Raw genomic sequence first — 24,614 nt, 5'->3', positions numbered from 1 at the left:
GGCGCCAAACCCGATGTGCTGGCAGTGACCATCGCCAACCCCCAGGGAGAGGTGCGCTTCGCCAACGATCCGGCCCGGCTCGGCCAGCGCCTGCCCCCGGAGTCCGATGACCAGCCCGCGACCCGCCTGATCGTGGCCCAGACCGGGCCGACCGTGCTGCGCAGCGTCAACCCGGTCCCCAATCAACCCCCCTGCCAGGAATGCCACGGCCCTATGGCCGAACACCCGGTCAATGGGGTTCTTTATGTGGACTACGACGCCGACTCCATTGGCCAGCAGGCGCGCCACACCACCCTGCTGCTCATGGGGGCCGGGTCGCTCATCGTCCTGCTCAACCTGGGGGGTGGCTGGTGGTTCATGCGCCGCTATGTCCTGCTCCCCGTCGCCCAGCTGGCCGAGGCCAGCGTACGCATCTCGGAAGGGGATCTGAGCACCCGCACCCATCTGACCGGAGGCGACGAACTGACCGTCCTGGGCGAGACTATGAACCGCATGGCCTCGGCCTTGGGGCGCCAGATGGCCGAGTTGCAGGAAAAGGAACATTTCCTCCAGGCCCTGGTGGACGCCTTCCCGGATGGCATCCGGGTGATCGACCAAGACTACCGGGTGGTGCTGTGCAACGCCGCCTATCGCCGTCAGATCGGTTCGACCAACCCTGCGATCCCAATGGACCCGGCCCAAGCCTCCCGCCCCTGCTACGCCCAGACCCACGGTCAGGGACCAACCCTGTCCCGAGACGCTGATGACCTGCCCGCTGCACGAGGCAACCCGCACCGGGGCCCCGCTGCGGCTGGTTCACTATCTGATTCGGGCCGATGGGACCGGGTTGGATGTGGAGACCTACGCCGCCCCCCTGACCCTGACCCGCGACGGCGAGACCCACCACCTGGTGGTGGAGTCGATCCGCGACCTGGGCCAGGCGGTGAGCTTCTCCCACGAGCAACGCCTCTCGGAGCTGGGGCGTCTGGCGGCCGGGGTGGCCCATGAGATCCACAACCCCCTGGGCTCGGTGCGCCTGGCCCTTCACGCGGCGGTGGGCGCCGCCCGCGCGCAGCCTCCGGACCTGGCCGAGGTGCAGACCTGCCTGGGGCTGGTGGACCAGGAGGTGGACACTTGCATCCAGGTCACCCAGCGCCTGCTGCGCCTGAGCGTACCTCGCCAGACCACCAGGAACTGGTGGATGTTATTGAAGTGGTGGACGACACCCTGAGCCTGCTGGCCTGGGAGGCCCAAGAGCGGCGTGTGTGGACATCCGATTGGGCGCGGACTCAGGTCCGGTGCGGGTCATGGCCACGGATACCGAGCTGCGCATGGCCGTCCTCAACCTGGCCCAGAATGCCCTGCACGCCATGCCCCAGGGCGGGACCCTGGACGTGACCTGCGCCCGGCGCGATGTCCAGGTCGAGATTACCTTTACCGATACCGGGGTCGGCATCCCCCGCCAGGACCTGGGGCGCATCTTCCAGCCCTTCTTCAGCCGGCGGGCCGACGGGGTCCATGGCACCGGGCTCGGGCTGTCCATCACCAAGGCCTTCGTCGAGCACCATGGCGGCCGTATCACGGTGGTTAGCGAACCCGGGCGTGGCAGCCGCTTCACCCTAATCCTGCCGGACGCGGACCTGGAACTCGATGGGGCGGCGCCCCGCCTCCCACAACCCTGCCCGGAGGCCTGAGCCCATGGACAAGCGTATCCTCTTGATCGAAGACGACCGGGTCATGAGCCGCCTGGTCGCCCAGCACTTGCGTAGCCTTGGTCACGAGGTGACCCACGCGGCGGGCTGGCGCGAGGCCGACGACCACCTGGCGCAGCACGAACCGCACCTCGTCATCGCCGATGTCAAGCTCCCCGACGGCAACAGCCTGGAGCGCCTGCCGGCCCTGGTGGCACGCCAACCGGTCATCGTGCTCACCGCCTTCGGCTCGGTGCGCAACGCCGTGGCAGCCATGAAGGCCGGGGCCTACGAGTACCTGCTGAAACCTGTCAGCCCCGAGGAGCTGACCCTGGTGGTGGGCCGCGCCCTGGACGAGGCCACCCTGCGCAGCGACCACCAGTTCTGCACCAAGCGCCTCAAGGCCCGGGAGGGGTGCGCCAGCTTCATGATCGGGGTCAGCGCCCCTCTGATGCGGGTCAAGGAGACCATCTCCGCGGTGGCCAACAGCGACATCACGGTCCTGATCCAGGGCGAGAGCGGGGCGGGCAAGGAGCTGGTAGCCCGCGCCATCCACGATCACAGCCCGCGGGCCGCCCGCAACTTCATCGCCATGGATTGCTGCACCCTGCAAGAGAAGCTCTTCGAGTCCGAACTCTTCGGCCACGAGCGCGGGTCCTTCACCGGGGCGGACAAGCAGAAGCGCGGTCTGGTCGAGGGGGCCGAGGGTGGCACCCTGTTCCTGGACGAAATCGGCGAGATCGAGCCGTCCATCCAGGCCAAGCTGCTGCGCATCCTGGAGACCGGGACCTTCCGCCGCGTCGGCGGGACCCGCGACCTTCAGGCCAATGTGCGCATCGTCGCCGCCACCAACCGCGACCTGGCGGCCATGGGTCGTGCCGGGACCTTCCGCGTGGACCTCTACTCGCCTGAGCGCCTTCGTCATCGACACCCCACCACTACGGGACCGCCGCGACGACATCCCCTATCTCGTCGCCCATTTCGTTCAGAACCACAACTTCTCGCGGCGCATCAATAAGCGTGTGTCCAACGAGGCGATCCGCCGCCTGGTGTCCCCACGACTGGCCGGGCAATGTGCGGGAACTGCGCAACGTCATCGAGCGGGCCATCATCCTCTCTCGCGACAACAAAACCATCCGCCCCGAACACCTCGCCTTCGGGTCCAGTGCCACCAACGCCAAGGTCAGTGTCAGCTTCGACACCGATCCGACCCTGGATCAGCTCCAGGCCGAATACCTCAAGATGCAGTTGCGCAAGTTCTCCGGCCACCGCGCCAAGGTCGCGGAGGTGCTCGCCATCAGCGAGCGCAACGTCTACCGCCTGATCCAGCGCTATGGGCTGACCGAGACCCAGGCGAGCGGGTCGGGCTGACGATTGCGCCCGACCCCCGCCTGAATCCCCGCCCAGGCGCTTTACCCAGGGGTTCGGCGCCCGCTCCTGACGCCCTGGCGGGTGATGACGGGAGTTTCAGTTAACGGAGTAGCGTTCGAGCCAATGGGCGTAGGACGGGGGCAGTACCCAGGAGGGGCGGTCGATTCCCAGCTTCAGGGCGGCCTGATAAGGCCAGTGCGGATTGGCCAGATGGGCGCGGCCGACCATGACCAGGTCCAGTTGACACTCTTGCACCGTCCGCTCGGCCAGTGCCGGCGTATCGATTCCCCAGGCCGAGGCGACGGGCACCTGGGCCCCGGCGCACCCGCTCGGCGATCGGCGCCAGGAAGGCGGGTGCCCAGGGAATGGTGGCGCTCGGGGTCGAGAAGCCGATACTGACGCTGAGCAGGTCCAGGCCTTCGCGTTTGAAGGTTTTGGCGAGTTCGATGGACTCGGCCAGGGTTTCCTCGTCGTGGCCGTCGAATTCGATGACCCCGAAGCGCGCCGTCAGGGGCAGATGCTCGGGCCACACCCGGCGCACCGCGGCCAGGGTCTCCACCAGAAAGCGGCTGCGATTTTCCAGGCTGCCGCCATAGGCATCTTGCCGCTGGTTGGAATGGGGCGAGAAAAAGCTTTGCCCCAGGTAGCCGTGGGCGAAGTGCAGTTCCAGCCACTCGAAGCCGACGTCCCGGGCCCGTTGGGCGGCACTGACGAAGTCCTGGCGGACCCGGGCAATGTCATCCAGGGTCATGGCCTGTGGGACCTTGGGCAGATTGGCGCCGAAAGGGATGGCCGAGGGGCCAGGGTCGGCCAGCCGCGCGGATCATCCGCGGCCATGTGGTCGTCACCCTCCCAGGGGCGGTTGGCGCTGGCCTTGCGGCCGGCGTGGGCGATCTGCAGGCCCGGCACGGCCCCGGCGGCCTTGATGGCGGCCACGGCCGGGGCGAAGGCCTGGGCGAGCCCATCGTTCCAGATGCCGGCACAGCCGGGGGTGATGCGGCCTTCCGGCGCCACCGCCGTGGCCTCGACGATGACCAATCCGGCCCCGCCCCGGGCGAGACCCACCAAATGCACCTGGTGCCACTCGTTGATCAGACCATCGACGGCCACGTATTGACACATGGGCGGAATGGCGATGCGGTTGCGCAGCGTCACGTCCTTGAGTTTGAAGGGTTGGAATAATGCGGACATCCGGCTCTCTCCGAGAATAAATGCTAAGCGAATTCGATATTTGTCAGTATAACAGAAGGCTCTTTCGGCAATTCAGACGGCTATCCGTTAATCAGGTCACAGAGGCGGTGGTGACACCCGCTGACGCGCCCTATCCGGCTGATGGGAGGGGGCCCTCAGCTCATGACCGCCTCCTTCCGGGCTGGGTCCGCCGACACCTCAAGGCAATCGCCGTTGCCCAGAAACAAATCGGTTTGCGAACCCAGGCGCGCGCTGCCCCTGACCACCGGAAAGCCAGCGGCCAGCATCTTTCCACGGCCAGGGCCCCGGTGCAATGGTTGCAGCCGAAGTGCTGGATGCCATAGGTCGCCAGGGCTTGGATGAGGCGGTCTTTTCCTCGTTCCAATCATCAAGGGCGCTATGTGCAGCCCACCGTACACCGCAGCAGGCGGTCCCCCCGACGAAGGTCTGGCGGGCGTAATCCAGCAGATTGAGGACGCCGCTATGCCCACAACCGGTCACCATCACCAGTCCCTGGTCTTGAACCTCGAAATAGAGGACGTTTTCGCCTTGGACCTGCAGCAGGGTCTCCATCGGAAACTGCACCAGGGCGCAGCCCGGAAACAGGCTCAGCGGTTGCTGGGGCGGCACCTGGATGACTGGCCCGGTGTGACCATACTGCCTGATCAGGGCCAGCCCCTCGGGCTGAAACCCCACCGGGATATAGATGGGCAGGGACGGACAATGCCTCAGGGTGACGCCGATCCCCCAGAAATGATCGAAATGTTCGTGACTGATGACGAGGCAATCCACGGCGCCCTCCGCCAAGAGCCGGTCAACCCCCTCTTCGGCGAAGCGCCGCTCCATCCAGGCCGGATTCCAGCCGGTATCGAACAGGACCCGATAGCGTTTGCCGTCCAGCGTTTCCGCCTCGATCAGGGCCGAGGACCCGGCGGCGTTGGCAGGGTGCTGGTCGCCAAAGGGGGGCCAGGGCAGCCGATATTGATTGGTGCTCATCCCGCCGGCGGCGACGATATCCGCAAGCATGGTGGGCGTGTCGAGCCAGCCAATCTCGGAAATGCATCTGATCCTCAGATGCTTGAGTAAGCCCAGGGCAAGTGGTTGGACCGGTGGCGCGGCGGCGGGGGTTGGCTGGGGGTCTGGCATCGGTTTTCCTGTCAATCGAGATCGGGCGTGTCACAGGGGCAAGGCGCTTGCGGAGTCACAGGGCTCCGGCTTGCTTCAGGTGATCGTAAATGCCGGAAGCCATCCGTCGATAGCCCTCGGCATTTGGGTGAATCTGGTCCGCCCGGAGTTCTGGCTGGCTCAGGATCTCCGAAAACACCTGGTCGATAACCGGTACCGCCTCTTCCTCCGACAACTCCTGGTAGAGGGGCGCATCCCCTTTGCCGATGACGAGGTTGAGCAGGGACAATTCCGGCACGGCCACCAGCACGGCTTGCGCCCCACTCTGCCTGACCGTGCGCAGCAGGTGCCGCAGATCCTCCTTCACGGCTTGTCGCGGTCGGCGCCGCAGGAAGTCATTGCCCCCTATTTCGATGATGACCAGGGCGGGTTGGTGTTGATCAAGCAGGGCTTGGATGCGGCTCTTGCCAGCTTCCGCCGTATCCCCCGGAACCCCGGCATTGATCACCTCCCAGCCGGTCTTGAGGGCCAGGGCCCTTGGCCAATCCTCCCCCGGGGCGGCTCCCGTCCCGAAGGTCACGCTGTCGCCAAAGGCGAGGACGGTCGCGCCGGGGGGAAGGGGTGTCAGTTGGGGTTCCTGGCCGCAGGCCGTGAGCCAGGCGGTGGCCAGCAAGGCGAGGATGAAAAGTCCATGCCGCATGGGTAGGGGCGCTCCGAAGGTCCGCGGGGGTGGGATGCTGGGATTTTAGGCTATCGCTGACAGGCAGGTTGTGCCTCTCGGTGCCAGCGCCCTACCGCTGCCGTCCGTACCCGTTCCGGGAGACGCTATGGCCAGCTTTAATGGTGTACCATCCGGCCGGGGAAGGGGATGCCATCAAGGGCCTTGGTGGCGTCAATCAACCAGACAGGCTTCAAGCAGCATATATCCTCCCGGAGGTCAAATTGGGGTGGACGCTCAGATCCAGCAGATGATAGTTGTCAAATGATTCAGTCTTTCGCCAGCGACGCAACGGAACGTTTTTTCCGGACGGGAAAATCGCGGCGGTTGCCACCCGATCTTCTCAAGCGCGCGGCGATGCGGCTGATTCAATTGGATGCCGCCACTCACATCGAAGATCTGCGCCTGCCGCCCTCCAATAACCTGGAGTCACTGTCAAACGACCGGGCTGGCCAGTGGAGTATCCGTATCAACGATCAATGGCGCCTCTGCTTCCGCTTTGCGGATGGTGATGCCCATGAGTTGAGATCATTGATTACCATTGAGGAAATTTCATGTCTGAGAATGGGTTGCCGGCAATCCACCGGTGAATTCCTGGGTGAAACGCTCGACGGGCTGCATATCTCCGGCGGCTGAACTCGCCCGAATCCTCGACCTGCCTGCCGAGCAGGTCTCCTCGGTTGTCCAGGTACCAGCCCTATAACAGCACCTTTTGCCTTGCTGCTGGCCCGTGCCCTCGATCAATCCGCCCAGTATTGGCTGAATTTGCAGGCCACTTACGATTTGAAGATAGCCGCCGCGGCTATCGCCAGGCAGATTAGCGCGGGTAAGGCCTATCGTATCGGTGGCATCACCGCCTGGACCCTGATCCACCTCCTCTCCTGCCCCACCTGCCGTCTTTTCTGGTCAGTGGTTGATTCGGCGGGCATGGGGCCAATCCACAAGCCGGCGCATCGAGAACCCTACGTGGTCCCGCTGCCGGGCCAGGTAGCGGGGCGCTGGTGATGTCCTTGCAGCGGAAGTCGCTGGCCGCGTCGCCGTGAGACCTCGTTCTTCCTGATATACCCCGAGAGAAGGATGACGATCCGCCTTCAGCCGGCGGGATGTTCGGCCAGCCAATGTTGGGCAATCGCTTCCCGCCGGCAGATCCACACCGGGTCGTGGCTTTGGACATAATCGAGAAAGCGCGCCAGTGCCATGGCGCGGTCTGGATGACCGCTGATGCGGCCGTGGAGCCCAACGCTCATCAGCTTGGGGTGTCGCGCGCCCTCCTGCCAGAGGAGGTCGAAGGCGTCCTGAACAGATGGAAAAGTCGTCCCCACAGGCAAAACCGTGCGGCAGCAGGTAGCGGGCGTCATTGTTGACCAGGGTGTAGGGGATCACCAGGTGGGCGGGCGATCCGGGGAGCCAATAGGGAGGTCGTCGTTATAGGCGTCGGAGCTGTAGAGGAGCCGCCCTCCTCGCGCAGCAGCCGACGGCTATGGTGACTCACTCGCCCCGTGTACCAGCCCACGGGGCGCTTGCCGCATAGCCGCTCGATGATTTCAAGCGTAAGCCGGATATGACGACGCTCTTCGTCTTCGGGGATGTCGCGATAGTCCAGCCAGCGGTAGCCATGCCCGGCGATCTCGTGCCCGGCCGCGCGCAGGGCCTGGGCGATGCCGGGGTTGAGCTCCAGGGCTTGACCAACGGCAAAGGCGGTCAGGGGCAGGCCGCGAGCGCTGAACAGGTCCAGGATGCGCCAGACGCCCGCGCCCGCCATAACCGACGAGGTCGCGCTCGGCCATCAGCCCAGCTCGAAGGTCGTGACGCCGAAGATGCGCGCATGGGCGAGATCGGGGATGGGGCCCAGATACATGCGGGCGCAGCCAAAGACCTCGACCATCGCCTCTTGGCGCGCCAGTTCCAGGGCGGCGGGATTGTTCTCCGGGGTGTCGAGGAAGAGGGGCCCGCCGGCGGCGAATCCGGTCAGGTGGGCATAGAGGGCCCTGGCGGCGGGGGCGTCGTCGGCGAACAAGGGGCAGATCTTGCAGCCTTCGCCACAACGGCGGATCACGCCGAAGCCGCTCCAGTTGCCCCGCGCGGAGGCAGCCGAGGGCGAGGGCGTCGGGTTGGCTGATCCAGCCGGCCAGGAAGGTCGGGCGGGGGCGGGGAAGCAGGTGCGGTCGTAAGCGAGGATCTGATCGAAAGACACTTGGGCTAAGGGGACTATCTCTTCGTCGCCCACCGGCGGGGTTGCAGGATGGGCCGGGATCTCGGCGCGGAACCGGATGTCGCGATGGGAGAAGACGAAGCCGCCCTTGGCGTAGTAGTCCTGCATGGCGAAAACGCCGTCCATGCCGATGGTGGCGCCTGGGCGCAGCCGGGCAATCAGGCGCTCGCGGCGGGCGTGCCAGAGGCGGTTGCCGAGACCCTGGCCGCGAAACTCGGGCCGCACGATGAAGAACCCCATGAAGCCAAAGTCACCCTGGTAAGCGGTGATGGCGCCGCCCCCAATCATGTCGCCATCGAGGTCCGCGGCGATGAAGGCGTCGGGGTCGGTGGCCCAGAAGATCTCGGCATCATGCCGGCCGGGGTTCCAGCCCTCCCGGGTGGCCCAGTTGACGAGCTCGTCCACCTCGGGACGGGTCATGTTGCGGATCATCAGCTTAGGGGTCATGGCGAGCCTCTTGTGGGTGGTTCAGGGCGAAGGCTAAGCGCGTGTCGGATGGCCGTCAAGGTTGACCGCGCCCTGACAGCGCCCCTGTTCCGGGCTGGCGTGAGGGTTGGGATGCCCCGTCATCGGGAGGCGGAGCGGGGTGAATCGCGAACCCTCGGCAAGGGTCGGCGGGGGAGCCCAATGGCGCCGTCGCGGTTTGTGTGTCGGCCAGGCCCGACGGGGCCTGATCCGGCATTCCCAGAATAAAAGTTGGCATCCGCGCCGGGCGGGTCATAATGATTAGCCACTTCATCCTCGGAGGAACCCATGGAACTCTCGACCGCCGTCATTCTCGCGATCGCCTTGCTGGGCCTGTTCTACATCGTTGCCATCTTTTGGCGGGTTACCGAAAAAATAATGGCAAACACCTGAGGGCGCGTCGGTCGATGAAGTCGCTTTCGTCAATCACCCTTAGTCTGTTACTGCCGCTGTGCCTCTTGGGCGGCTGTGGCACTAGCCGGGAAGTTCAGTACACGGATCATCGGGAAGAAGGCTGGGAGCACATCCCCTGGCTTTCAAAACTGTTGTTATTAGCGTTAAGTCGGAAGTTCCGGGGGCCGAGGAGGCGGAAAAACAGCTTAATTTCGCCATGGAGGTTGAGTTTCTTTATAAAAATAAACTAATTGTCAAGTCCGGTGGTGATATAGAGGTCACCGTGGTTATTAAATCGCTGAAAGATGTACCGCGAGAAAGCCGGGTTTGGTTTGGCAGTCTGGCGGGAAGCGCGACATTGCTCGCGGATGTAAGGGTTGTAGGGAAAAAATCAAAACCCTTTTCGTTTGCCGTTGAAACGGTTTCACGCGGCGCTGGTACCACGGAGGATTTTTTGACCGGCAAAGGGCGGTAGTACTCAGGATATGCTGGAGCGGACCGCGGAAGTCATTGTTGCGGAACTTGTCCCCTAGCCAGGCAAAATTTCCGAGTGGCCATTGTCCTCCGGTGTCTAAAACCCCTTGGGGTAGGGCCATGGCCCGGTCGCGGGAGACTCGGGTCCAGGCAGTGAAAATTTATCGTTCTGGCCTTAACTTGATCTGTTGGCCAAGATAAGGGTTATTTAAGAATATTCTAATTATTACCGAAGCCTGTTGACATTTCGGGTAAAAAATGGAATGTTACAATAAAGAGGTGGTAGATATATCGCTCTTGGGCTTGCCTGGAAGGGTCGGGTCAACGAACGTCCCCAGCATCGATAATTACTATGAGATTGAGGAGGAAGACTCATGTATGACATAGCGCATTTCCGCAAAAGCCAAGAAGACTTGCTGAAAATGATCGAGGATTTACAGTCCTTGATGGCCACCGACATGTTTAGGAAATATTCAACATGATCAGATAGCGTATTGATCGTGAAAACAAAGAGTTGCTTCCTTGGCTTGCCGAGATCGGCATCAATCATCATTCCCGCGTCCAGGATCCCCCGGCCGGGCTCTAGCGCGACCCTCTCCAGGGGCTGGACAGCAGCAATAATGACATCACCGGTTTTCCCGGTCACCCCACCGAGGCTTCGTGACCGTCACCTATATGCCCCACGGTCACCCTGACCATAGTAACAGCGCCAAAAATGCCTATAACGCCGGGTCGTGGGGCGGGAGAAATCAATCCGCAACTGTTGATCCTACGGGTCCAGCCCGAAACCGCATTGTTTGATTTCAAGCCCGGACAGTTCGCCGTGCTAGGTCTGCTCGGTAACGAGTCCCGGGTGGCCGAGGCCGTCCCGGAAGGGTCGTCCCCAAGGGATAAAATCATCCGCCGCGCCTACAGCGTGGCGTCATCGAATCGGGAGCGCCGCTACGCGGTTCATTATCACCCTCGTTACCAGCGGTGATCTGACGCCCCGGCTGTTTGCCTTGCGGGATGGCGACCGCCTCTTCCTGGGACCCAAAGGCCAGCGGGGATTTTGCAGCTTGACCGCGTCCCGCCTGGCAAGGCGGTCATTCTCATCGCCACGGGGACCGGGCTGGCGCCCTACATCTCCATGCCCAGGACCCTGCTGTTGCAGGACACCGAGCGGCGCTTTGTCGTCCTGCACGGCGCGCGCTTTGGCTGGGACCTGGGCTACCGTGGCGAACTCGAAAGCCTGACGCGGTTGCGTCGCAACTTCACCTACATCCCAAGCATCACCCGGCCGGATCAGGACCCGCATTTTCGGGGTCTTACTGGCAGGATACAGGCCTTGCTGGAGCAGGGCGTGGTAGAACAGGAAGCCGGCATCACTCGATCCGATGGAAGCCGATGTCTTTCTGTGCGGTAACCCCGACATGGTGACTTCCGTGAACTCGATCCTCGCCGCCAAGGGTTTCCAGGCCGGGCGGGGTCGGGAACCGGGAACGATTCATGTGGAGAAATACTGGTGAAGGGGACCGGGGTTAAGCTGCCCAAGGGCCACTCTTGGGCGCCATGGGGTGGGCCGCCTCCGAGCGCCCCTGATCTTTAACCTTTGGGATTGGCGACTAAGGTTGCGTGGTTGCCATCGCAAAGAGGGAAGTGGCGGTCCGCTTGCATTGGCACAGGTAGTAGGTTCCGTCTTCCTGGGGCGTAAAGGGCATGGGGTTGAAGCCCTCCGTATGGGAGCCGTCGCAATAAGGCTGGTTGGCGGAGAGGCCGCAGGCACACCAATAGATGGTCTGGCCGCCTTTGAGTTCGACGGCGGCGGGTTGGGTGGCAACGATCTTGGGCTCGTTCATGGCATTTTTCCTCATGGTTGGTCAGTCGTAGATAAGGAAGGGGGCGCGTTCCTCGCGCCAGGCGGTCTCGTCGGCGAGGAGTCGGCGTTCCAGGTCGGCGGGGGCGGCTTGGGGGTCGTCAACCCAGTCGCGCAGCAGGGTGCCGCCGGCCAGGAGGTCGATGGCCAAACGGTCGGTCTCGTATTCGTAAGGAAGTCGCGCCAGAGGCGTAATCCGGGTAGGTCAGGCGCAAGGCCCTGAGGAAGAACGCCGCTAGCCGGTAGGGCCGGAAGCCGGCGTGATCATAGCTCGCCAGGTCGGTGTGGATCTGGAGGCCCGAGCAGAGCCGGCCGGCGTGCTTGTGGCAGGTCGGCTCGAAGTAGGCGGGGGCGCGGCAGGGCGCCTTCCAGCCAGTCTGGGCGCAGGGCCGCCATGCGCGCCAGCAACCGGCGGCAGTCGATGTCCGGCGCCCCACCAGTTCCAGGGCGACCGTGGTGCCCGGCCCTCGGACAGGCTGGTGCCCTCGAAGAGCACGGTGCCGGGGAAGCAGCGCGCCATATTGAGGCTGGAGGCATTGGGGCTGGGATTGATCCAGGGCCTTTGGTGCAGGGGCCAGCCGTAACCCGGCCCTTGGTCCATGTGGTAGCCGGCCATGGCCACGATTTCCAGTTCGACATCCGGGCCAACCGCGCCACCAGCCAGCGCCAGTTCGCCGAAGGTAAGGCCATGGCGCATGATGAGTGGGGCGGCGCCGACGAAGCTCTCCCAGCCCGGCTCCGAATCGTCCCCTCGATGGGCCGACCGGCGGGGATTCGGCCACTCCAGTACCCAGACCGCCTTGCAGGCCCGGGCGCAGGCCTCCAGCAGCTAGGCCATGGGTGGATGACGAAGGTGTAAGATGCGGGTGCCGGTATTCTGAAGGTCCACCAGCAAGACGTCGAACGCCTCCAGCGCGCCGGCGGTCGGCCCGGCGTACCTCGCCATAGAGGCTGAAGACCGGGACTGCCGTGGGACCGGGTCCAATGGTCGTGGGTCTCGACCATGTTGTCCCGCTTGTCGCCGTCATGCCATGCTGGGGTCGAAGGCGGCGGTCATGGCCAGTCCGGGCGTCGCCATCAGGGCGTCAGACTCGACGGACCGTGGTCGTCGCGAGTGCCGGATGCTCAAAAGCGGGCCAAACGCCGGTCACGCAGGGCGTTCAGGCGGGCTGGCGAGGGAACGAGATGCCGGATTGCACGGGGGCAGGTTCCTCTGTCGTTGGGGACATCAACCGAAACAAATTCGCGGGAAATTTCCCAAAGTGGCTGACGGCTTGATGCGCGGCAAAATGGGTCCACTTAGAGTGGTACGAGAGATTCCAGTATGCCGCCGCCCACGTCAAGCCCGCCCCGGCTCAAGTCGCGGCCACTGACAATAATCAACATCCAGCCAGAGCGTCATCTTGTATCATGTTAGCCAAGCCACGCATCCGTCTCGGCGTTCAGGGGCCCGCTGTTTACCACCCGACCTCCCGTCCGCGCGCCGGGTCCTGGCCTGCCTCCCGTCAATCCCAGTCTCTTTGCGTTGAAACATCCTAGAACGCCATGACTGAATACGCCCTGATTCTGGTTGGTACCGTGTTGGTCAACAATTTTGTGTTGGTCAAATTTCTCGGCCTCTGCCCCTTCATGGGGGTATCCAAGAAGCTGGAGACGGCCATCGGCATGGGTATGGCGACGACCTTTGTCTTGACCCTGTCCGCGATCTGCACCTGGTTGGTGAACGAGTACCTGCTGGCGCCCCTGGGCATCGACTACCTACAGTGCGATCGCCTTTATCCTGGTGATCGCCTCGGTGGTCCAGTTCACCGAGACGGTGATGCGCAAGACCAGCCCGGTTCTTTACCAGGTCCTGGGCATCTTCCTGCCCCTCATCACCGTCAACTGCGCCGTGCTCGCCGTGACCCTGCTCAACCTCCAGGCCGGGCTTGGGCTGATGGCATCGGCTATTCATGGCTTTGGCGCGGCATTGGGTTTTTCACTGGTCCTGGTCCTCTTCGCCGCCCTGCGCGAGCGCATCGCCGTGGCCGACGTGCCCGAGCCCTTCCAGGGCAGCGCCATCGCCCTGGTGACGGCGGGCATCATGTCCCTCGCCTTCATGGGCTTCGCCGGACTCGTGTCCGCCTAAGGCCCCATGAGTCAGACTTAACCGGAGCCGTCTCGGCATCGCCATGCTGACCGCCATCCTTGCCATTGCCTTCCTCGCGGTCCTCTTCGGGCTACTGCTGGGCTATTCGGCGATCCGTTTCAAGGTCGAGGGCGACCCCCTCGTCGAGCGGATCGATGCCTTGCTGCCCCAGACTCAGTGCGGCCAATGCGGCTATCCCGGCTGTAAGCCCTATGCCGAGGCCATCGCCCAAGGCGAGGCGCCGATCAACAAGTGCGTGCCTGGAGGCACGACAACGGTCATTGCCCTGGCGGATCTCCTCGGCCGTGATCCGGAGCCCGTGTCGACGCCGGCCCCGAAAGCCCAAGGCCATCGCCGTGATCGATGAGCAGGGTGTATCGGCTGCCCTCTGCATTCAGGCCTGCCCGGTCGATGCCATCATGGGTGCCGCCAAGCAGTTGCACGTCATCATCGCCAGCAAGTGCCCGGCTGTGAACTCTGCCTCAAGCCCTGTCCCGTGGGGTGCATCCGCATGATCCCCATCCCGGCCGAAACCAGCAACTGGGGTGGCCCTATCAGGAGCGCCCGCCCGAGCGAGCCGCCACCTGAACCGAGAAGAGGCCCTAGTTTGGATTCCGCCCTGTACCCTACCGGATCGGCGCCGGCCAGCGCCAACTCTGGACCTTCCCCGGCGGCTCACACCTGCCCGACGCGAAGGCGCTGTCGAATAGTGCCCCTTGGCGCCCCCCCTGTCCCGGCGACTCATTATCCCCTTGCGTCAGCATATTGGCGCCCAGCCCGCCCCTGGTCGCGGTCGGTGACCGGGTCCTCAAGGGGCAGTTGATTGGCGAGGGCGCAGGGCACCGCTGAACGCGCGATCCATGCCTCCGGTTCCGGGACCGTTATCGCCCTCGAGGAACGCCCGGTCCCCCGCCGCGCCTGAGCGCCCCCTGCATCCTGATCGAGATCGATGGCGAGGACGCCTGGGCCGAGGTGCCGCCGTCGCTATCCGCTAGACCCGACCCCGGGCACTGCGCGAGCGCATCCGCTGGGCAGGCATCGTCGGCCTGGGCAGCGCCGCCTTCCCAGCAGCGTCAAAGCTGACCCGGCACCAGGCATCCGCATCCGGACCCTGATCGTCACCGGCAAGCGAGTGCGAGGCCTCATCAGTTGCGATGACCGCCTGATGCAGGACAGGCCCGAACGCATCCTCCAGGGCGCCCGCCTGCTGCAGGACCTGCTGGGCGTTGAGGAGTGCCTGATCGCGGTAGAGGACAACAAACCCGAGGCCATCACGGCCCTGCGCCAGTCCCTAAAATCGGGTGGCGACGCGGCGCCATCGAAATTATCGCCGTCCCCACCCTCTATCCTCGGGGGAGAAAGCAGCTCATCCGCATCCTCACAGGCCAGGAGGTGCCCAGCCGTGAGATCCCGGCCCAGATCGGCATCGTCTGCCAGAACATCGCCACCGTCGCCGCCATCGCCGACGCCGCCTTCGACGGCAAGCCCCTGATCTCGCGCATCGTCACCCTAACCGGGCGCGGTCTGGGCCAGCCCCGCAAGCGGACGGTGCCCATCGGCGTGCCCATCCGGGACGTCATCGAGCAAGCCGGCGGCCTGGGCCTCGAGTTGCGGCGGCTGCTCATCGGCGGACCCATGATGGGCTTCGTCTGCGACGACCTGGATATCCCCGTGACCAAGGCCGTCAACTGCCTCCTCGCCCTGAGTCCCGGCGGGCCCCGACCCAGGGCCGGCCCTCGCCTGTATCCGCTGTGGCGCCTGCGCCCAGGCCTGCCCCGTCAGCCTGCTCCTCAGCAGTTGTGTTTGCATGCCCGGGCCCGGGACCTGGACAAGGTACGCGACTACAACCTCTTCGATTGCATTGAGTGCGGCTGCTGCGCAGTGGTCTGTCCCTCCCATATCCCTCTGGTTCAATATTACCGCTTCGCCAAGAACGAATGCCTGGCGCGGGACCGGAGAAACGTCAGGCCGAGCTCGCTCGCCAGCGCCGTGAGGCCAAGGAGGCGCGGCTGGAGCGGTTGGAACAGGAGCGCAAGGCCAATCTGCGCAGGAAGAAGGAGGGTCTGGCGGACAAGGCGGCGCCCTCCCCGCCCCCCGGCACCCCCGAGGCGGGGGCCTTGGCCCCGGATGCCGCCGCCGAGGACCCGAAAAAGGCCGCCATCGCCGCTGCCCTCAAGCGCGCCGCGGAAAAGAAGGCGGTCCTGGCCAGTCAGGGCCTGGCGCCCAAAAACACCGAGAACCTGGCGCCGGCCCAGCAGCGTCGGGTGGAGCCGCCGAGGTCCGCCGTAGCGAGCTGCAAGCGGCGGAAGATGCGGCGCGGCCGCGGGGAATAAAACATGATGCCGTCCCTACCGTCTCCTCGCCCTTCGCCGGGCGCCTCAGCCGTACCGACCAGATCATGCTCCAGGTCATTCTGACCCTGATCCCAGGTACCCCTGGCCATCGTCTGTAGCACTTCGGCTGGGGCGTCCTCATCAACTCTATGGCCCCGGCCAGCCTCTTTGCCCTGGCAGCGAGCCCTGGCCATGTGGCTGCGGGGCCGGCCCGCGTTGCCGGCCATCGGTGACCTTAGCGCCCTGGTCACGGCCCTGCTCTTTGCCGTCGCCGTACCCCCAACCCTGCCTTGGTGGATGACCCTGATCGGCATCGCCTTCGCCATCATTATCGTCAAGCAGTTGTATGTGGGCTGAACTACAACCCTTTAATCCCGCTATGGCGGGCTATGTCTTCCTGCTCGTGTCCTATCCCCTGGCGATGACGACCTGGCTGGCGCCCAACATTCCGGAAATTCTGGAGGCCCATCATCTGGTCACCCTCTCCTTCCTGGATTCCGCCCGGCTCATCCTTGACCGGGGCCTTGCCGCCCGATGTGGCCGGGATGCCATGAGTGCGGCCACGCCCCTGGACGAGATGTTCTCCAAGCTCGACCAAAACGCCACCATCCCCGAGATCCTAGCCAGCCCCCTGAGGTGGGAATACGGCAGGCGCGGCTGGGATTTGATTGGCAACTGGGTTCCTGCTGGGGGGCTCCACATGATCTGGCGCGGCGTCATCACCTGGCGCATCCCGGTGGCCGTGTTGGCGGGCCTGCTCATCCCCGCGGGGATGTTCTGGCTCGTGGACCCTCAGGCCTTCCCTTCCCGGCCTTCCACATCTTCGCCAGCGGCACCATTCTGGGGCCTTTTCATCGCCACCGACCCGGTAACCGCCTGCACCACCCCAGGGCCAACTCGTCTATGGCGCCGCCATTCCGCTCATCACCTGGCCGTTCGCCACTGGGGCGGCTACCCGGATGCGGTGGCCTTCGCGGTCTTGCTCATGAACATCGCCGCCCCCACCATCGACTACTACACTCAGCCCCGCGTCTTCGGCCATGGCCGGAGGGAAAAGACATGAATACAAAGCCCATCATCGGCGCTGGGGCCATCCTCGGCGCCTTTGCGATTGCTGGCGTCGGCCTGGTGGTCGTAACCAATTTCCTGACCGAAGAGCGCATTGCCGTCAATCTGCGCGAAGCCATGCTGGCCAAATTCAGCGCCATTCTGCCGACGGCCCCGGGCACCGAGGCGCCCCTCATGGACAATGACCCCTGGCCGATCGTATCCCGGTCAGCGCCCCGGACCTGCTCAGGGCTCCCGCCACGGATGTTTATCGGGTACGCCAGGGTGGGGAGCCCGGTGGCGGTCATCCTCAATCCCACGGTCCCCGATGGCTATGCCGGGCCCATCCGGCTGCTGGTGGCGGTCAAGACCGATGGCACCCTGGGCGGGGTCCGGGTCCTCGACCACCACGAGACCCCAGGGCTGGGCGACAAGATCGAAGAACGTAAAAGCGACTGGATCAAGGTGCAATTCGACGGCAAGGGTCTGGGCCAACCGGCGGAGGATCGCTGGCTGGTGAAACGCGACGGCGGCGACTTCGACCAGTTCACGGGCGCCACCATCACTCCAGGTCCATTGTCAAGACGGTCAAGAATACCCTCAAGTATGTGGCCCGCGAGGGGTGACGCCCTCTTCGCCAAACCGGCCGCGATAGCCCCGGCCCCGGCTCCAGGGAGGAGGCATCCTGATGGCTGGCCCCTCTTATCCCGCCATCATCGGCGATGGCTTTGGCGTCAGGACCAGGCCCTGGTGGCCCTCCTCGGCCTCTGCCCCATGCTCGCCACGACTACCTCGGCTACCAATGGCCTGGGCATGGGCTTGGCCACCACCACCGTGCTGGTGCTCTCCAACCTGGTCATCTCCCTGATCCGTGACCTGATGCGGGCGGAGATCCGGTTGCCGGTCTTCGTGCTGGTGATTGCCTCCTTCGTCACGGCCGTCGAATTGGTCATGCAGGCCTATTTCTACGAGCTTTACCACATGCTGGGAATTTTTATCCCCCTCATCGTCACCAACTGCATCATTGTTGGCCGCGCCGAGGCCTTCGCCTCCCGTAACCCCGTGGTGCCCGCCCTGGTGGATGGTTTTGCTATGGGCCTGGGCTATACCCTGGTCCTGACAGTGCTGGGCGGCATCCGTGAATTTCTGGCCCAAGGCGCCCTCTTCTATCAGGCGGACATCCTCTTTGGCGAGGGTGCCCGCGTCCTTTCGTTCTCCCTGGGCGAAGGCTTTCAAGGCGCCCTCCTCGCTATCCTCCCCCCAGGGGCCTTCATCACCCTTGGTTTCCTGATAGCGCTCAAGAATATCCTCGACAAGGCCATGGCCCGGCGCCAGGCGTCCGCCAGGGTGTCTGGCGCCACGACTCCCGATGATCGGCATCCCGCCGGTAAGGTCACGGATCATCCTGCCCCCGCGACCTAGCGGATATGAACTACGCCCTTATCCTCGAAGAGTTGGGCCGAGCCAGTCTGTTCGAGCTTTATCGCCTGAACTCCGCCATCGGCAACCAACTTGATGATCCGACGCGCATCGCGGCGGTGAAGCTGGCCCTGACGGTCGGTCAGACCCTGCGTTGGTTCGACAGAGACGAGAATCGGCTGGTGGAGGCGAAGCTCCTGCGGATCAACCGGACACGAGCAGAGGTCCAGAACATCGCCGACGGCAAGCCCTGGACTATCCCCTTTTACCTGATCGACCTGGAAGGTCAGGACGTGGCGATCGCCGCGCGCAAACGCCAGGCGCTGGACCACCAGCCTGAGGGTTGGCGATCGCGTGGCCTTCAAGGACCGCCACGGCCAAAAACGGTTTGGCCGGGTCGTCAAGCTCAACATCAAGTCGCGTCCGTGCGGGTCGGACCGGGGCGCTGGCGGGTGGGTTGCAGCCTGCTGGCGCCGGTGATCGACGGCGTCGTGGGGTTCGCCATGGATGCCCTGCCGGGGCAGTGGAGCGGATTGCCGGAGTTGGACCTCTCGATGAGCCGGATAACCACGCCAGCGGATTGGCTAATACCACTCTGGCGCTATCTCTAGTCACCCCCTGAGATGGGGCCTTTAGCCCAACCCACTGTCAGGTCAGCATGGTTCCGCTTTAGCTACTTGTCGCGACGAGGGATGAGCCGGACCCTTCGGCGCGTAGTTCGAGGCGGGAGATCCCGCAAATCACGAAGGTGGTGACCCATCAGCCGAAAGGGTAGGGCACCCCTGGACGGTTGGAGCGATGTCACTGACAGGGGCTTCCCGGTGTACCGGATCAGCGCCTCGACGGGCCAGGCGGTCGGTCGTCGTGGGAGATGGCCGGGGGTGGCTGCCGGACGACGCGCCGGGCAGCTGCCGGGCGCTCGCAGGCGGACCATCCGCCTGAGTCTGGAGGCCCGCGGTTGGTGGCGCGGCGGGTCCCCTCGCGCTTTCCATAGGTCTCGGCCATGCGTCGGTGGATCTCCGCGGCGGTGCAGTCGCCTTGGATGGCCGTTAGACGGCCGATCAGTTCGGCGACCTTGCCGAAGAAGGATAGGTGGCGATGGCCGTCCCCAGCACAGGCGGATGGGTACCTCACAAATTTCCTTCCGCGGCTCGATACCCCGATCACGCAAAGGCGGCCGGATTCCAGGGCGGGGCTATCCACAAGCCCTTCGGTACGCACCGGCTCTTCTTCCTGGACGGCGCCCCAAGGCTCGCTCGCAGTAACGAGGCTTCAAACGCGTCGGATTCCTCGGTCCCCGCGCGGACCCTGAGCGCGCAGGCCGCCCAGTCCAGCGGGATGAAGCGATCAAAGCCGATCTGTGGCCTGGCTGCTGGGGGGTTGCTCAGGGTGAGCCACTCACTTTGACGAAGGGGACGATCAGCTCCTCGACCGGGAATCCCACCATGGGCCACCAGCGCCTCGCCCTGGACAGCGGAGGCCGTCCGCCGGCGGAGAACAAGGGGAGGAAGTCAGGCGGCAGTGCTGGAAAGTCAGGCAGGTGGTCCCGGGAACTGCTGTGCCAGGTCTGCCCGTAACAGTTCGCTGCGGTACCCCGGACCCGTTCTCCGCGGGTTTCCGCGATCACCTCTGGTTCGGCCGTCGGTGCCGACGGCCTCGCAATTACCGTGGTCGGCGGTCAGATGGACCTAAAGCCTTGGTCGAGGAACGCGCAAGCAGCTTGGCGCCGCAAGCCGGATTCACGCAACTGTCGGTCTGACTCGCGATCCCGCGTTTTACCTGTACGGCTCCATGGACGATCTCGTCGATGGTATCGACGACGATCCTGCAACGCGGCGGGGTTCGACAAGGTCGATGCCCAGCACTGCGAAGCTGACCGGTATCGCGAATGCCCTTGCGGTAGAAAACCTCGTTGGGACGCAAGCCTTGGTCTGCGGAACCGCGACCACAGCGCCGGCTCGCGGCTGGTGGACTCAATCGGCTCCTGCAAGCTCTCGCGGCTTCAGGCCGGCAAACAGGACCTGACGCGAGACGGTGGTCAGGGTGAGAATCAGGCGAAGCGAGGTCCCCTCCTCGAAGATGGAGCAGGTTCCTGCCGGATGACACGCTCCCAGGACCTGCACCCCACATTGGTCGATGGCTAGCCCATCAAATACCAGGAGCGCGACCTTCGCCGCGCTCAGGCTGCGCCGCATGGCCAGGAAGCGCGGGATCTGGTGGACCATGACCGGTGCGGTCGCGGCCGGCGGGGACGCAAAGGTCCAGTAGCGCTTGCCGACCCAGGCGACCAGACCGTCATCGGACAGGCGCTGCACCTCTGGGAGGGGCGTCGCGCAGACCTTGGGCGCGAACGGGATCCGGAGCCGTGGAAGCGGGACAGGATCTCGCCAGAAGCGCTTCGCGGAAAACGCGCTAGTCCCGATAGCTGGAATCGGCGGTCGGCATCGTGTCGATCAGCGACCGGAGGCCATCCTGCACCAAGTTGCGCAGCGCCGCGGGGTCCTTGAGCGATCCGACCGTTGTCCAGTCCGGCAGATCGGTCGGCATGGACCCCGGCCGGGGGTGGAGGTCCCGTCCAGGAACATGACGGCGACCAGGCCGCGGATCTCGGGGTGAGTCGAGGGGATCTCTCGATCTGCGCCGGGTCCCCGCCTGGGGCGGGGTTGGGCGATGGCTCCGCGATGCCCCGTGATGCCCTTGGCCTTCGAAACCTTTCCCAGGCGTCTGTACGACCTGGCAGGGTGCCTTTCAGGCGAGACAGCTCCCCTGATGAGAAGCCCCTTGAACCGGGGCTGCGCTTGCAGGATTCCGTCCACATGGTCCGCCAGAACGGCCGGCAGCGCGGCGTCCTGGCCATGCAGCCGCAGTAACTCCCGCCACAGGTCTTCAGTGCGCGAGATCAGATAGGGGCCGATACGGAAAATATGGGTCAGGATGAAATCTTTCGTCGCGGTCTCGCCGAGCGTCTGGGACGCATGCCTGGCCTGCGCCTTGAACAGGCTGCCCCGGTGCTCGGCGGAAAGCTGGCGGACCACGCCGTAGCTCAACCGCGGAAACGGGTTCGCCAGGCTCAAATGGACGGTCGCGCCTGGCGGTGATCCCCAGGGCAGGGCGGCGTCAGATCGGCGGATCGCAGATCTAGGACCAGGGCCTTGGCGGGCCCTGCTCGCCCGCGGTCCCATGCCTGCACCGGTAGCGTTCCACCGAAGTCGGCGCGAAGGCGATGGGGTCCTCGAAGGAGCGTACCTCGAACCCGCGACTGCGAAGCGCTGACAGAACTTGCTCGTCCGCAGGACATCATCGGGGTCTGCGACGATCCGCAGCCGCGCAGGTCGAGGGGAAACTCGCCGAGGATGCGCTCGATCCACGCGCTCTGGTCTGCCTCCCGGCCCTGACGTGGCAGCGTCTGGCCCCCACCGAAAGCGCGGCAGCATCCCCGCATTGAGGTCGGCAGGCGGTCCTGCGCGGCGTCGATAGGCCATTCGCTGCATATGGTCCTGTTCGGCGTCGGCGGCGGGTAGGCCCGCACGGCCGGCAGGCCAGTTCGGCCAATCGCCTGGCAGTAGCGGGCATCGAAGGCGTAGCGAGCGCGTTCCCGGGCAGCTCGTCCGCCGTCGTTTGCTCGTCCATCAACGCTGCAATGATCGGCTCGCCTTGGGTTGCCAGCGGCGGCCTGGACAGGTCAACCAGCCGTCGGCATCGTCGCTGGCTAGGGAATCCAGCATCGACCTGTTCCGTGAGTGGAGATCCCAGGCATGCTGGCCGTGGGCACTTGAAAGGTCCGGCCATCGTCGGCGACGAACACCGGCAGGAAGCGCCTGCGATTGAACCGCTACGCCGATGGCGCGACCTCCCACAGGGACCAGGTCCCGGTCACCGTGCCCGGCAGACCCGTGACCCGCACCAGGGGTACGGGCTGACCCGGGGACGCAGCAGCGGCTGCTTCGGACCGACCACCGATCGGGGCGCGCGGGCGCGGGGGTCTTCCAGGGTCATACTTCGAGACTCCGGGTGTTCCTCTGCCGTGCGGGCATCGAACATGCGGGGCGATGTGCTGCCGTCCTCCTGCCGGGAGGCCGCCAGGCCGCCCATCCCGGGAGGCTACGCGCCCGTGAGGGCAACCCGGTAGTGACCGCCCGCTCAGCCAGAGCTGCGCCGGATGGTCGCGCCACCGGCAGGCGTCGTCCGCCGAGAAGCGCGCTTCCCTGGACGCAAGGCGTTGTCCTTCTGCGCCTCCGCCATCGTCTGCCGGAGTTGGCCCAGCACGGCGTCGCACTCGCGGTCGATGGATACCGGGTCCGTGATCCCGTGGACGAACAGCGCGTCGAATAGGACTCCGCCTCCACCGGAGTCCATCACGTCCGCGATCTTGTCGGCGCCGGAATTCGTTGGCGATGACCCTGACCCTTCTCCTCAGCACCTGACGCACGCGGTACTCCACCGTGTCCTCAGGGCGAAGTTGGTCGCGCGCACCACGTGGCGCTGGCCGATGCGGTCCACACAGCCGATCCGCTGCTCCAACCGCATCGGGTTCCAGGGCATGTCGAAGTTGACCACGACGTGGCGGAACTGGGGGTTCAGGCCCTCGCCGCCGGCGTCGGTCGAGACCAAGATCCGCGTCTCCCGGGAGAATGCCTGCTGGGCCTGCGCCCGGGTGTCCAGGTCCATGGACCCGTTCAGCGGGGCGACTGTGAAACCGCGCTCTTCCAGGTAGTCCGCCAGCATCCCTCTGTCGGTATGAACTCGGTGAAGACCAGCACCTTGAGCAACGGGTCGGCCTCCTCCACTGCTGTAGCCGGTAGATCAGCTCCAGCAGGGCCTCGGCTTTGGCGTCGGTACCGGTGGCATCCGTCTCGCGGGCCAGGTCGGAACGCGGTCGCCTCCGCTTGCTCCCCGCCCGAGCCCATCCTGGGTCCCGGCGAGCGTTTGCCTGCGATGTCGGCCTGGGACTGCCCGTCAGCTCGCTGCAGTCGTCGAAGTCCGGCCGTCGAACAGCGATGCCTGGGGCGCAGGGTGTCTCCAGCAGGGCAGCCCGCTTCTCCAGCGTGGTGCGGATCGCGGCCGTGCTCGATGTCACCAGCGGTTGCATCAGGATCATCAGGAACCCGATATGGCGCTGCTTCGTCGGCCATGGCCTGGTTCCACCCCATGGCGCACATGGTCGGTGACCGCCTCGTACAGACGCCGCTGAGCCGCGTGCCGCCGGTTGCCAGGCGACCGCCTGGAGCCAGGTCAATCCGGCTCGAACAGAGGTTGACGTCTGCGTCGATGGCGTCCGCTTCTCGGTGCGGATCACGAACGGCCGCACGCGATCTCAGTGTGACACTGCCCTCATCAGGAACGCACTCCCCGGTCGAGGGGCTGCATCAGTCGCAGGAAGTGGTCGGTCTTGCCTTGATGGGAGTTGTCGCCGACAGCAACAAGAGATACGGCGCCGCCTCGTCCAGCGCCGCCCCGGCATGGCAGGCGGCACCTGGTCAGTGCAGCCCCAGGCGGTGGGACTCGTCCACGATCACCAGATCCCAGGAGGCCGGGGACCAGATCCTCGAAGCGCTCCCGGTTGTGGGTGGCCAACTGGTCGCTGGACCAGCCCCGCCGGCCTGCGGCGATGTGGAATCGCAGACAGATCACCTGGTCATTGGATCTGCCAGAGAGTTCTCCTGATCTCCTCTCGCTGGCGCATCTCCCGCCGCCAGCGGCAGGCGAAGGAGCAGAAACGCCGCCAGCTCCTTTGGAGATCGATCAAACGGGACCGCTCGCCGAAATGCAACCGCATCTGCCCGGCCTGCCGCTGGCGCACGGAGGCCCTTGGGGGCGACCGCAGGATGCGCCGGGCCATTCGCCGCCGGCTCGCGCACCGCCAGAACCGGCACTCGATGGTCTTTCCAGGCCCACCTCGTCCGCCATGATGTAGCGATGCGATCCCCACTCATGGCGTAGTTAAGGGCGAAGACGCTGGTGCGGTAGGGGACGACACTCGACCGGATCGGGGCCAGCAGCAGGTTGTCTTCCAGGGCGTCCGGAGCTTGGCCGCTGCTGCCGGTTGCAGGATCTCCGGCGTGGTCGGGCGCAGCCCGACAGGGAGCCGGGTCAGACCCCGGGCGCGGACTATGGCATCTATGCCAGTCGGGGCCAGACCCGGAAGACCGTCTCGCCCCAGATAGCTTGATGTTCGACGATCCGGCGGGGTGTGCTGTGCTGCGTGTGGCAAAC

14 protein-coding genes and 11 pseudogenes are annotated in these 24,614 nt (G+C 65.0%); 15 read left to right on the top strand and 10 right to left on the bottom strand.

The genetic code is table 11. The features are described from left to right. From IPN92_11845 to IPN92_11830, 4 genes and pseudogenes are all read left to right on the top strand, one after another. The coding region (locus IPN92_11845) for a HAMP domain-containing protein (protein ID MBK8638922.1) at window positions 1–987 on the top strand (987 nt) is incomplete at its 5' end. Then, window positions 977–1,210, top strand: a complete 234-nt coding sequence (locus IPN92_11840) for a hypothetical protein (GenBank protein MBK8638921.1) — start codon at window positions 977–979, stop codon at window positions 1,208–1,210. The genes IPN92_11845 and IPN92_11840, both read left to right, overlap by 11 nt. Window positions 1,211–1,244: 34 nt before the next feature. After that, complete coding sequence (locus IPN92_11835) at window positions 1,245–1,673, top strand: ATP-binding protein (GenBank protein ID MBK8638920.1); 429 nt, start codon at window positions 1,245–1,247, stop codon at window positions 1,671–1,673. A 4-nt stretch (window positions 1,674–1,677) separates the two neighbouring features. After that, window positions 1,678–3,041 (top strand): annotated as a pseudogene (locus IPN92_11830) (sigma-54-dependent Fis family transcriptional regulator). A gap of 96 nt (window positions 3,042–3,137) precedes the next feature. Here the strand turns inward: IPN92_11830 and IPN92_11825 are convergent. From IPN92_11825 to IPN92_11815, 3 genes and pseudogenes are all read right to left on the bottom strand, one after another. Then, window positions 3,138–4,232: pseudogene (locus tag IPN92_11825) on the bottom strand (NADH:flavin oxidoreductase/NADH oxidase). Between the two features lie 155 nt (window positions 4,233–4,387). Continuing rightward, window positions 4,388–5,378, bottom strand: a pseudogene (locus IPN92_11820) (MBL fold metallo-hydrolase). Window positions 5,379–5,433: 55 nt separating this feature from the next. Then, entirely contained in the window at window positions 5,434–6,057 is a 624-nt protein-coding gene (locus IPN92_11815) for an arylesterase (GenBank protein ID MBK8638919.1), read from the bottom strand. A gap of 282 nt (window positions 6,058–6,339) precedes the next feature. Between IPN92_11815 and IPN92_11810 the strand changes: the two are divergent. Both IPN92_11810 and IPN92_11805 read left to right on the top strand, forming a co-directional pair. Continuing rightward, a pseudogene (locus IPN92_11810) lies at window positions 6,340–6,620 on the top strand (type II toxin-antitoxin system RelE/ParE family toxin). Window positions 6,621–6,792: 172 nt separating this feature from the next. Beyond that, on the top strand, window positions 6,793–7,080 hold the full coding sequence (locus IPN92_11805) for a hypothetical protein (GenBank protein ID MBK8638918.1): 288 nt from the start codon (window positions 6,793–6,795) through the stop codon (window positions 7,078–7,080). Between the two features lie 86 nt (window positions 7,081–7,166). Here the strand turns inward: IPN92_11805 and IPN92_11800 are convergent. Both IPN92_11800 and IPN92_11795 read right to left on the bottom strand, forming a co-directional pair. Beyond that, a pseudogene (locus IPN92_11800) lies at window positions 7,167–7,828 on the bottom strand (polysaccharide deacetylase family protein). 33 nt (window positions 7,829–7,861) lie between these two features. Further along, a complete protein-coding gene (locus tag IPN92_11795; protein ID MBK8638917.1) occupies window positions 7,862–8,734 on the bottom strand; it encodes a GNAT family N-acetyltransferase in 873 nt (290 codons plus the stop codon). Window positions 8,735–9,362: 628 nt separating this feature from the next. Between IPN92_11795 and IPN92_11790 the strand changes: the two genes are divergently transcribed. The 3 genes from IPN92_11790 to IPN92_11780 all read left to right on the top strand — a co-directional run bounded on the left by IPN92_11790 (window position 9,363) and on the right by IPN92_11780 (window position 11,024). After that, window positions 9,363–9,620 carry a hypothetical protein gene (locus tag IPN92_11790; protein MBK8638916.1) on the top strand — a complete coding sequence of 86 codons (258 nt, stop codon included), beginning with the start codon at window positions 9,363–9,365 and terminating at the stop codon, window positions 9,618–9,620. A gap of 792 nt (window positions 9,621–10,412) precedes the next feature. Beyond that, on the top strand, window positions 10,413–10,598 hold the full coding sequence (locus IPN92_11785; protein ID MBK8638915.1) for a hypothetical protein: 186 nt from the start codon (window positions 10,413–10,415) through the stop codon (window positions 10,596–10,598). Between the two features lie 72 nt (window positions 10,599–10,670). Continuing rightward, a complete protein-coding gene (locus tag IPN92_11780; GenBank protein ID MBK8638914.1) occupies window positions 10,671–11,024 on the top strand; it encodes a hypothetical protein in 354 nt (117 codons plus the stop codon). Between the two features lie 179 nt (window positions 11,025–11,203). Here IPN92_11780 and IPN92_11775 read toward each other — a convergent pair. Next, window positions 11,204–11,457 (bottom strand): annotated as a pseudogene (locus tag IPN92_11775) (CDGSH iron-sulfur domain-containing protein). A 21-nt stretch (window positions 11,458–11,478) separates the two neighbouring features. Further along, window positions 11,479–12,552: pseudogene (locus IPN92_11770) on the bottom strand (DUF1343 domain-containing protein). Between the two features lie 467 nt (window positions 12,553–13,019). On the opposite strand from IPN92_11770, the pseudogene rsxA reads away from it, so the two are divergent. The 6 genes and pseudogenes from rsxA (at window position 13,020) to IPN92_11740 (ending at window position 19,012) form a co-directional block, all read left to right on the top strand. Continuing rightward, window positions 13,020–13,602: pseudogene (gene rsxA / locus IPN92_11765) on the top strand (electron transport complex subunit RsxA). Window positions 13,603–13,645: 43 nt separating this feature from the next. After that, window positions 13,646–14,125: pseudogene (gene rsxB, locus IPN92_11760) on the top strand (electron transport complex subunit RsxB). A 110-nt stretch (window positions 14,126–14,235) separates the two neighbouring features. After that, window positions 14,236–15,935 (top strand): annotated as a pseudogene (rsxC, locus tag IPN92_11755) (electron transport complex subunit RsxC). Window positions 15,936–16,000: 65 nt separating this feature from the next. Beyond that, window positions 16,001–16,998, top strand: a pseudogene (locus tag IPN92_11750) (RnfABCDGE type electron transport complex subunit D). Beyond that, complete coding sequence (gene rsxE, locus IPN92_11745; GenBank protein MBK8638913.1) at window positions 16,995–18,404, top strand: electron transport complex subunit RsxE; 1,410 nt, start codon at window positions 16,995–16,997, stop codon at window positions 18,402–18,404. Before IPN92_11750 ends, rsxE begins: the two are co-directional and overlap by 4 nt. Window positions 18,405–18,409: 5 nt before the next feature. Beyond that, window positions 18,410–19,012 (top strand): hypothetical protein, encoded by a 603-nt coding sequence (locus IPN92_11740; GenBank protein ID MBK8638912.1) that lies wholly within the window; start codon window positions 18,410–18,412, stop codon window positions 19,010–19,012. Window positions 19,013–20,374: 1,362 nt separating this feature from the next. Here the strand turns inward: IPN92_11740 and IPN92_11735 are convergent. The 3 genes from IPN92_11735 to IPN92_11725 all read right to left on the bottom strand — a co-directional run bounded on the left by IPN92_11735 (window position 20,375) and on the right by IPN92_11725 (window position 24,240). Beyond that, the gene (locus IPN92_11735) at window positions 20,375–20,716 is read right to left on the bottom strand and encodes a hypothetical protein (protein ID MBK8638911.1); all 342 of its coding nucleotides are present in this window, start codon (window positions 20,714–20,716) and stop codon (window positions 20,375–20,377) included. A gap of 2,098 nt (window positions 20,717–22,814) precedes the next feature. Next, window positions 22,815–23,126: an SWF/SNF helicase family protein gene (locus tag IPN92_11730; GenBank protein ID MBK8638910.1), complete on the bottom strand. Its 312-nt coding sequence runs from the start codon at window positions 23,124–23,126 to the stop codon at window positions 22,815–22,817. A 910-nt stretch (window positions 23,127–24,036) separates the two neighbouring features. Further along, window positions 24,037–24,240, bottom strand: a complete 204-nt coding sequence (locus IPN92_11725; GenBank protein MBK8638909.1) for a hypothetical protein — start codon at window positions 24,238–24,240, stop codon at window positions 24,037–24,039. Window positions 24,241–24,614: the final 374 nt, after the last annotated feature.

The sequence above is a fragment of the Chromatiaceae bacterium genome (assembly GCA_016714645.1).
Classification (GTDB): domain Bacteria; phylum Pseudomonadota; class Gammaproteobacteria; order Chromatiales; family Chromatiaceae; genus M0108.
Note: the sequence above shows the minus strand (reverse complement) of the source record. Positions and strands in the feature narration are given on the sequence as shown.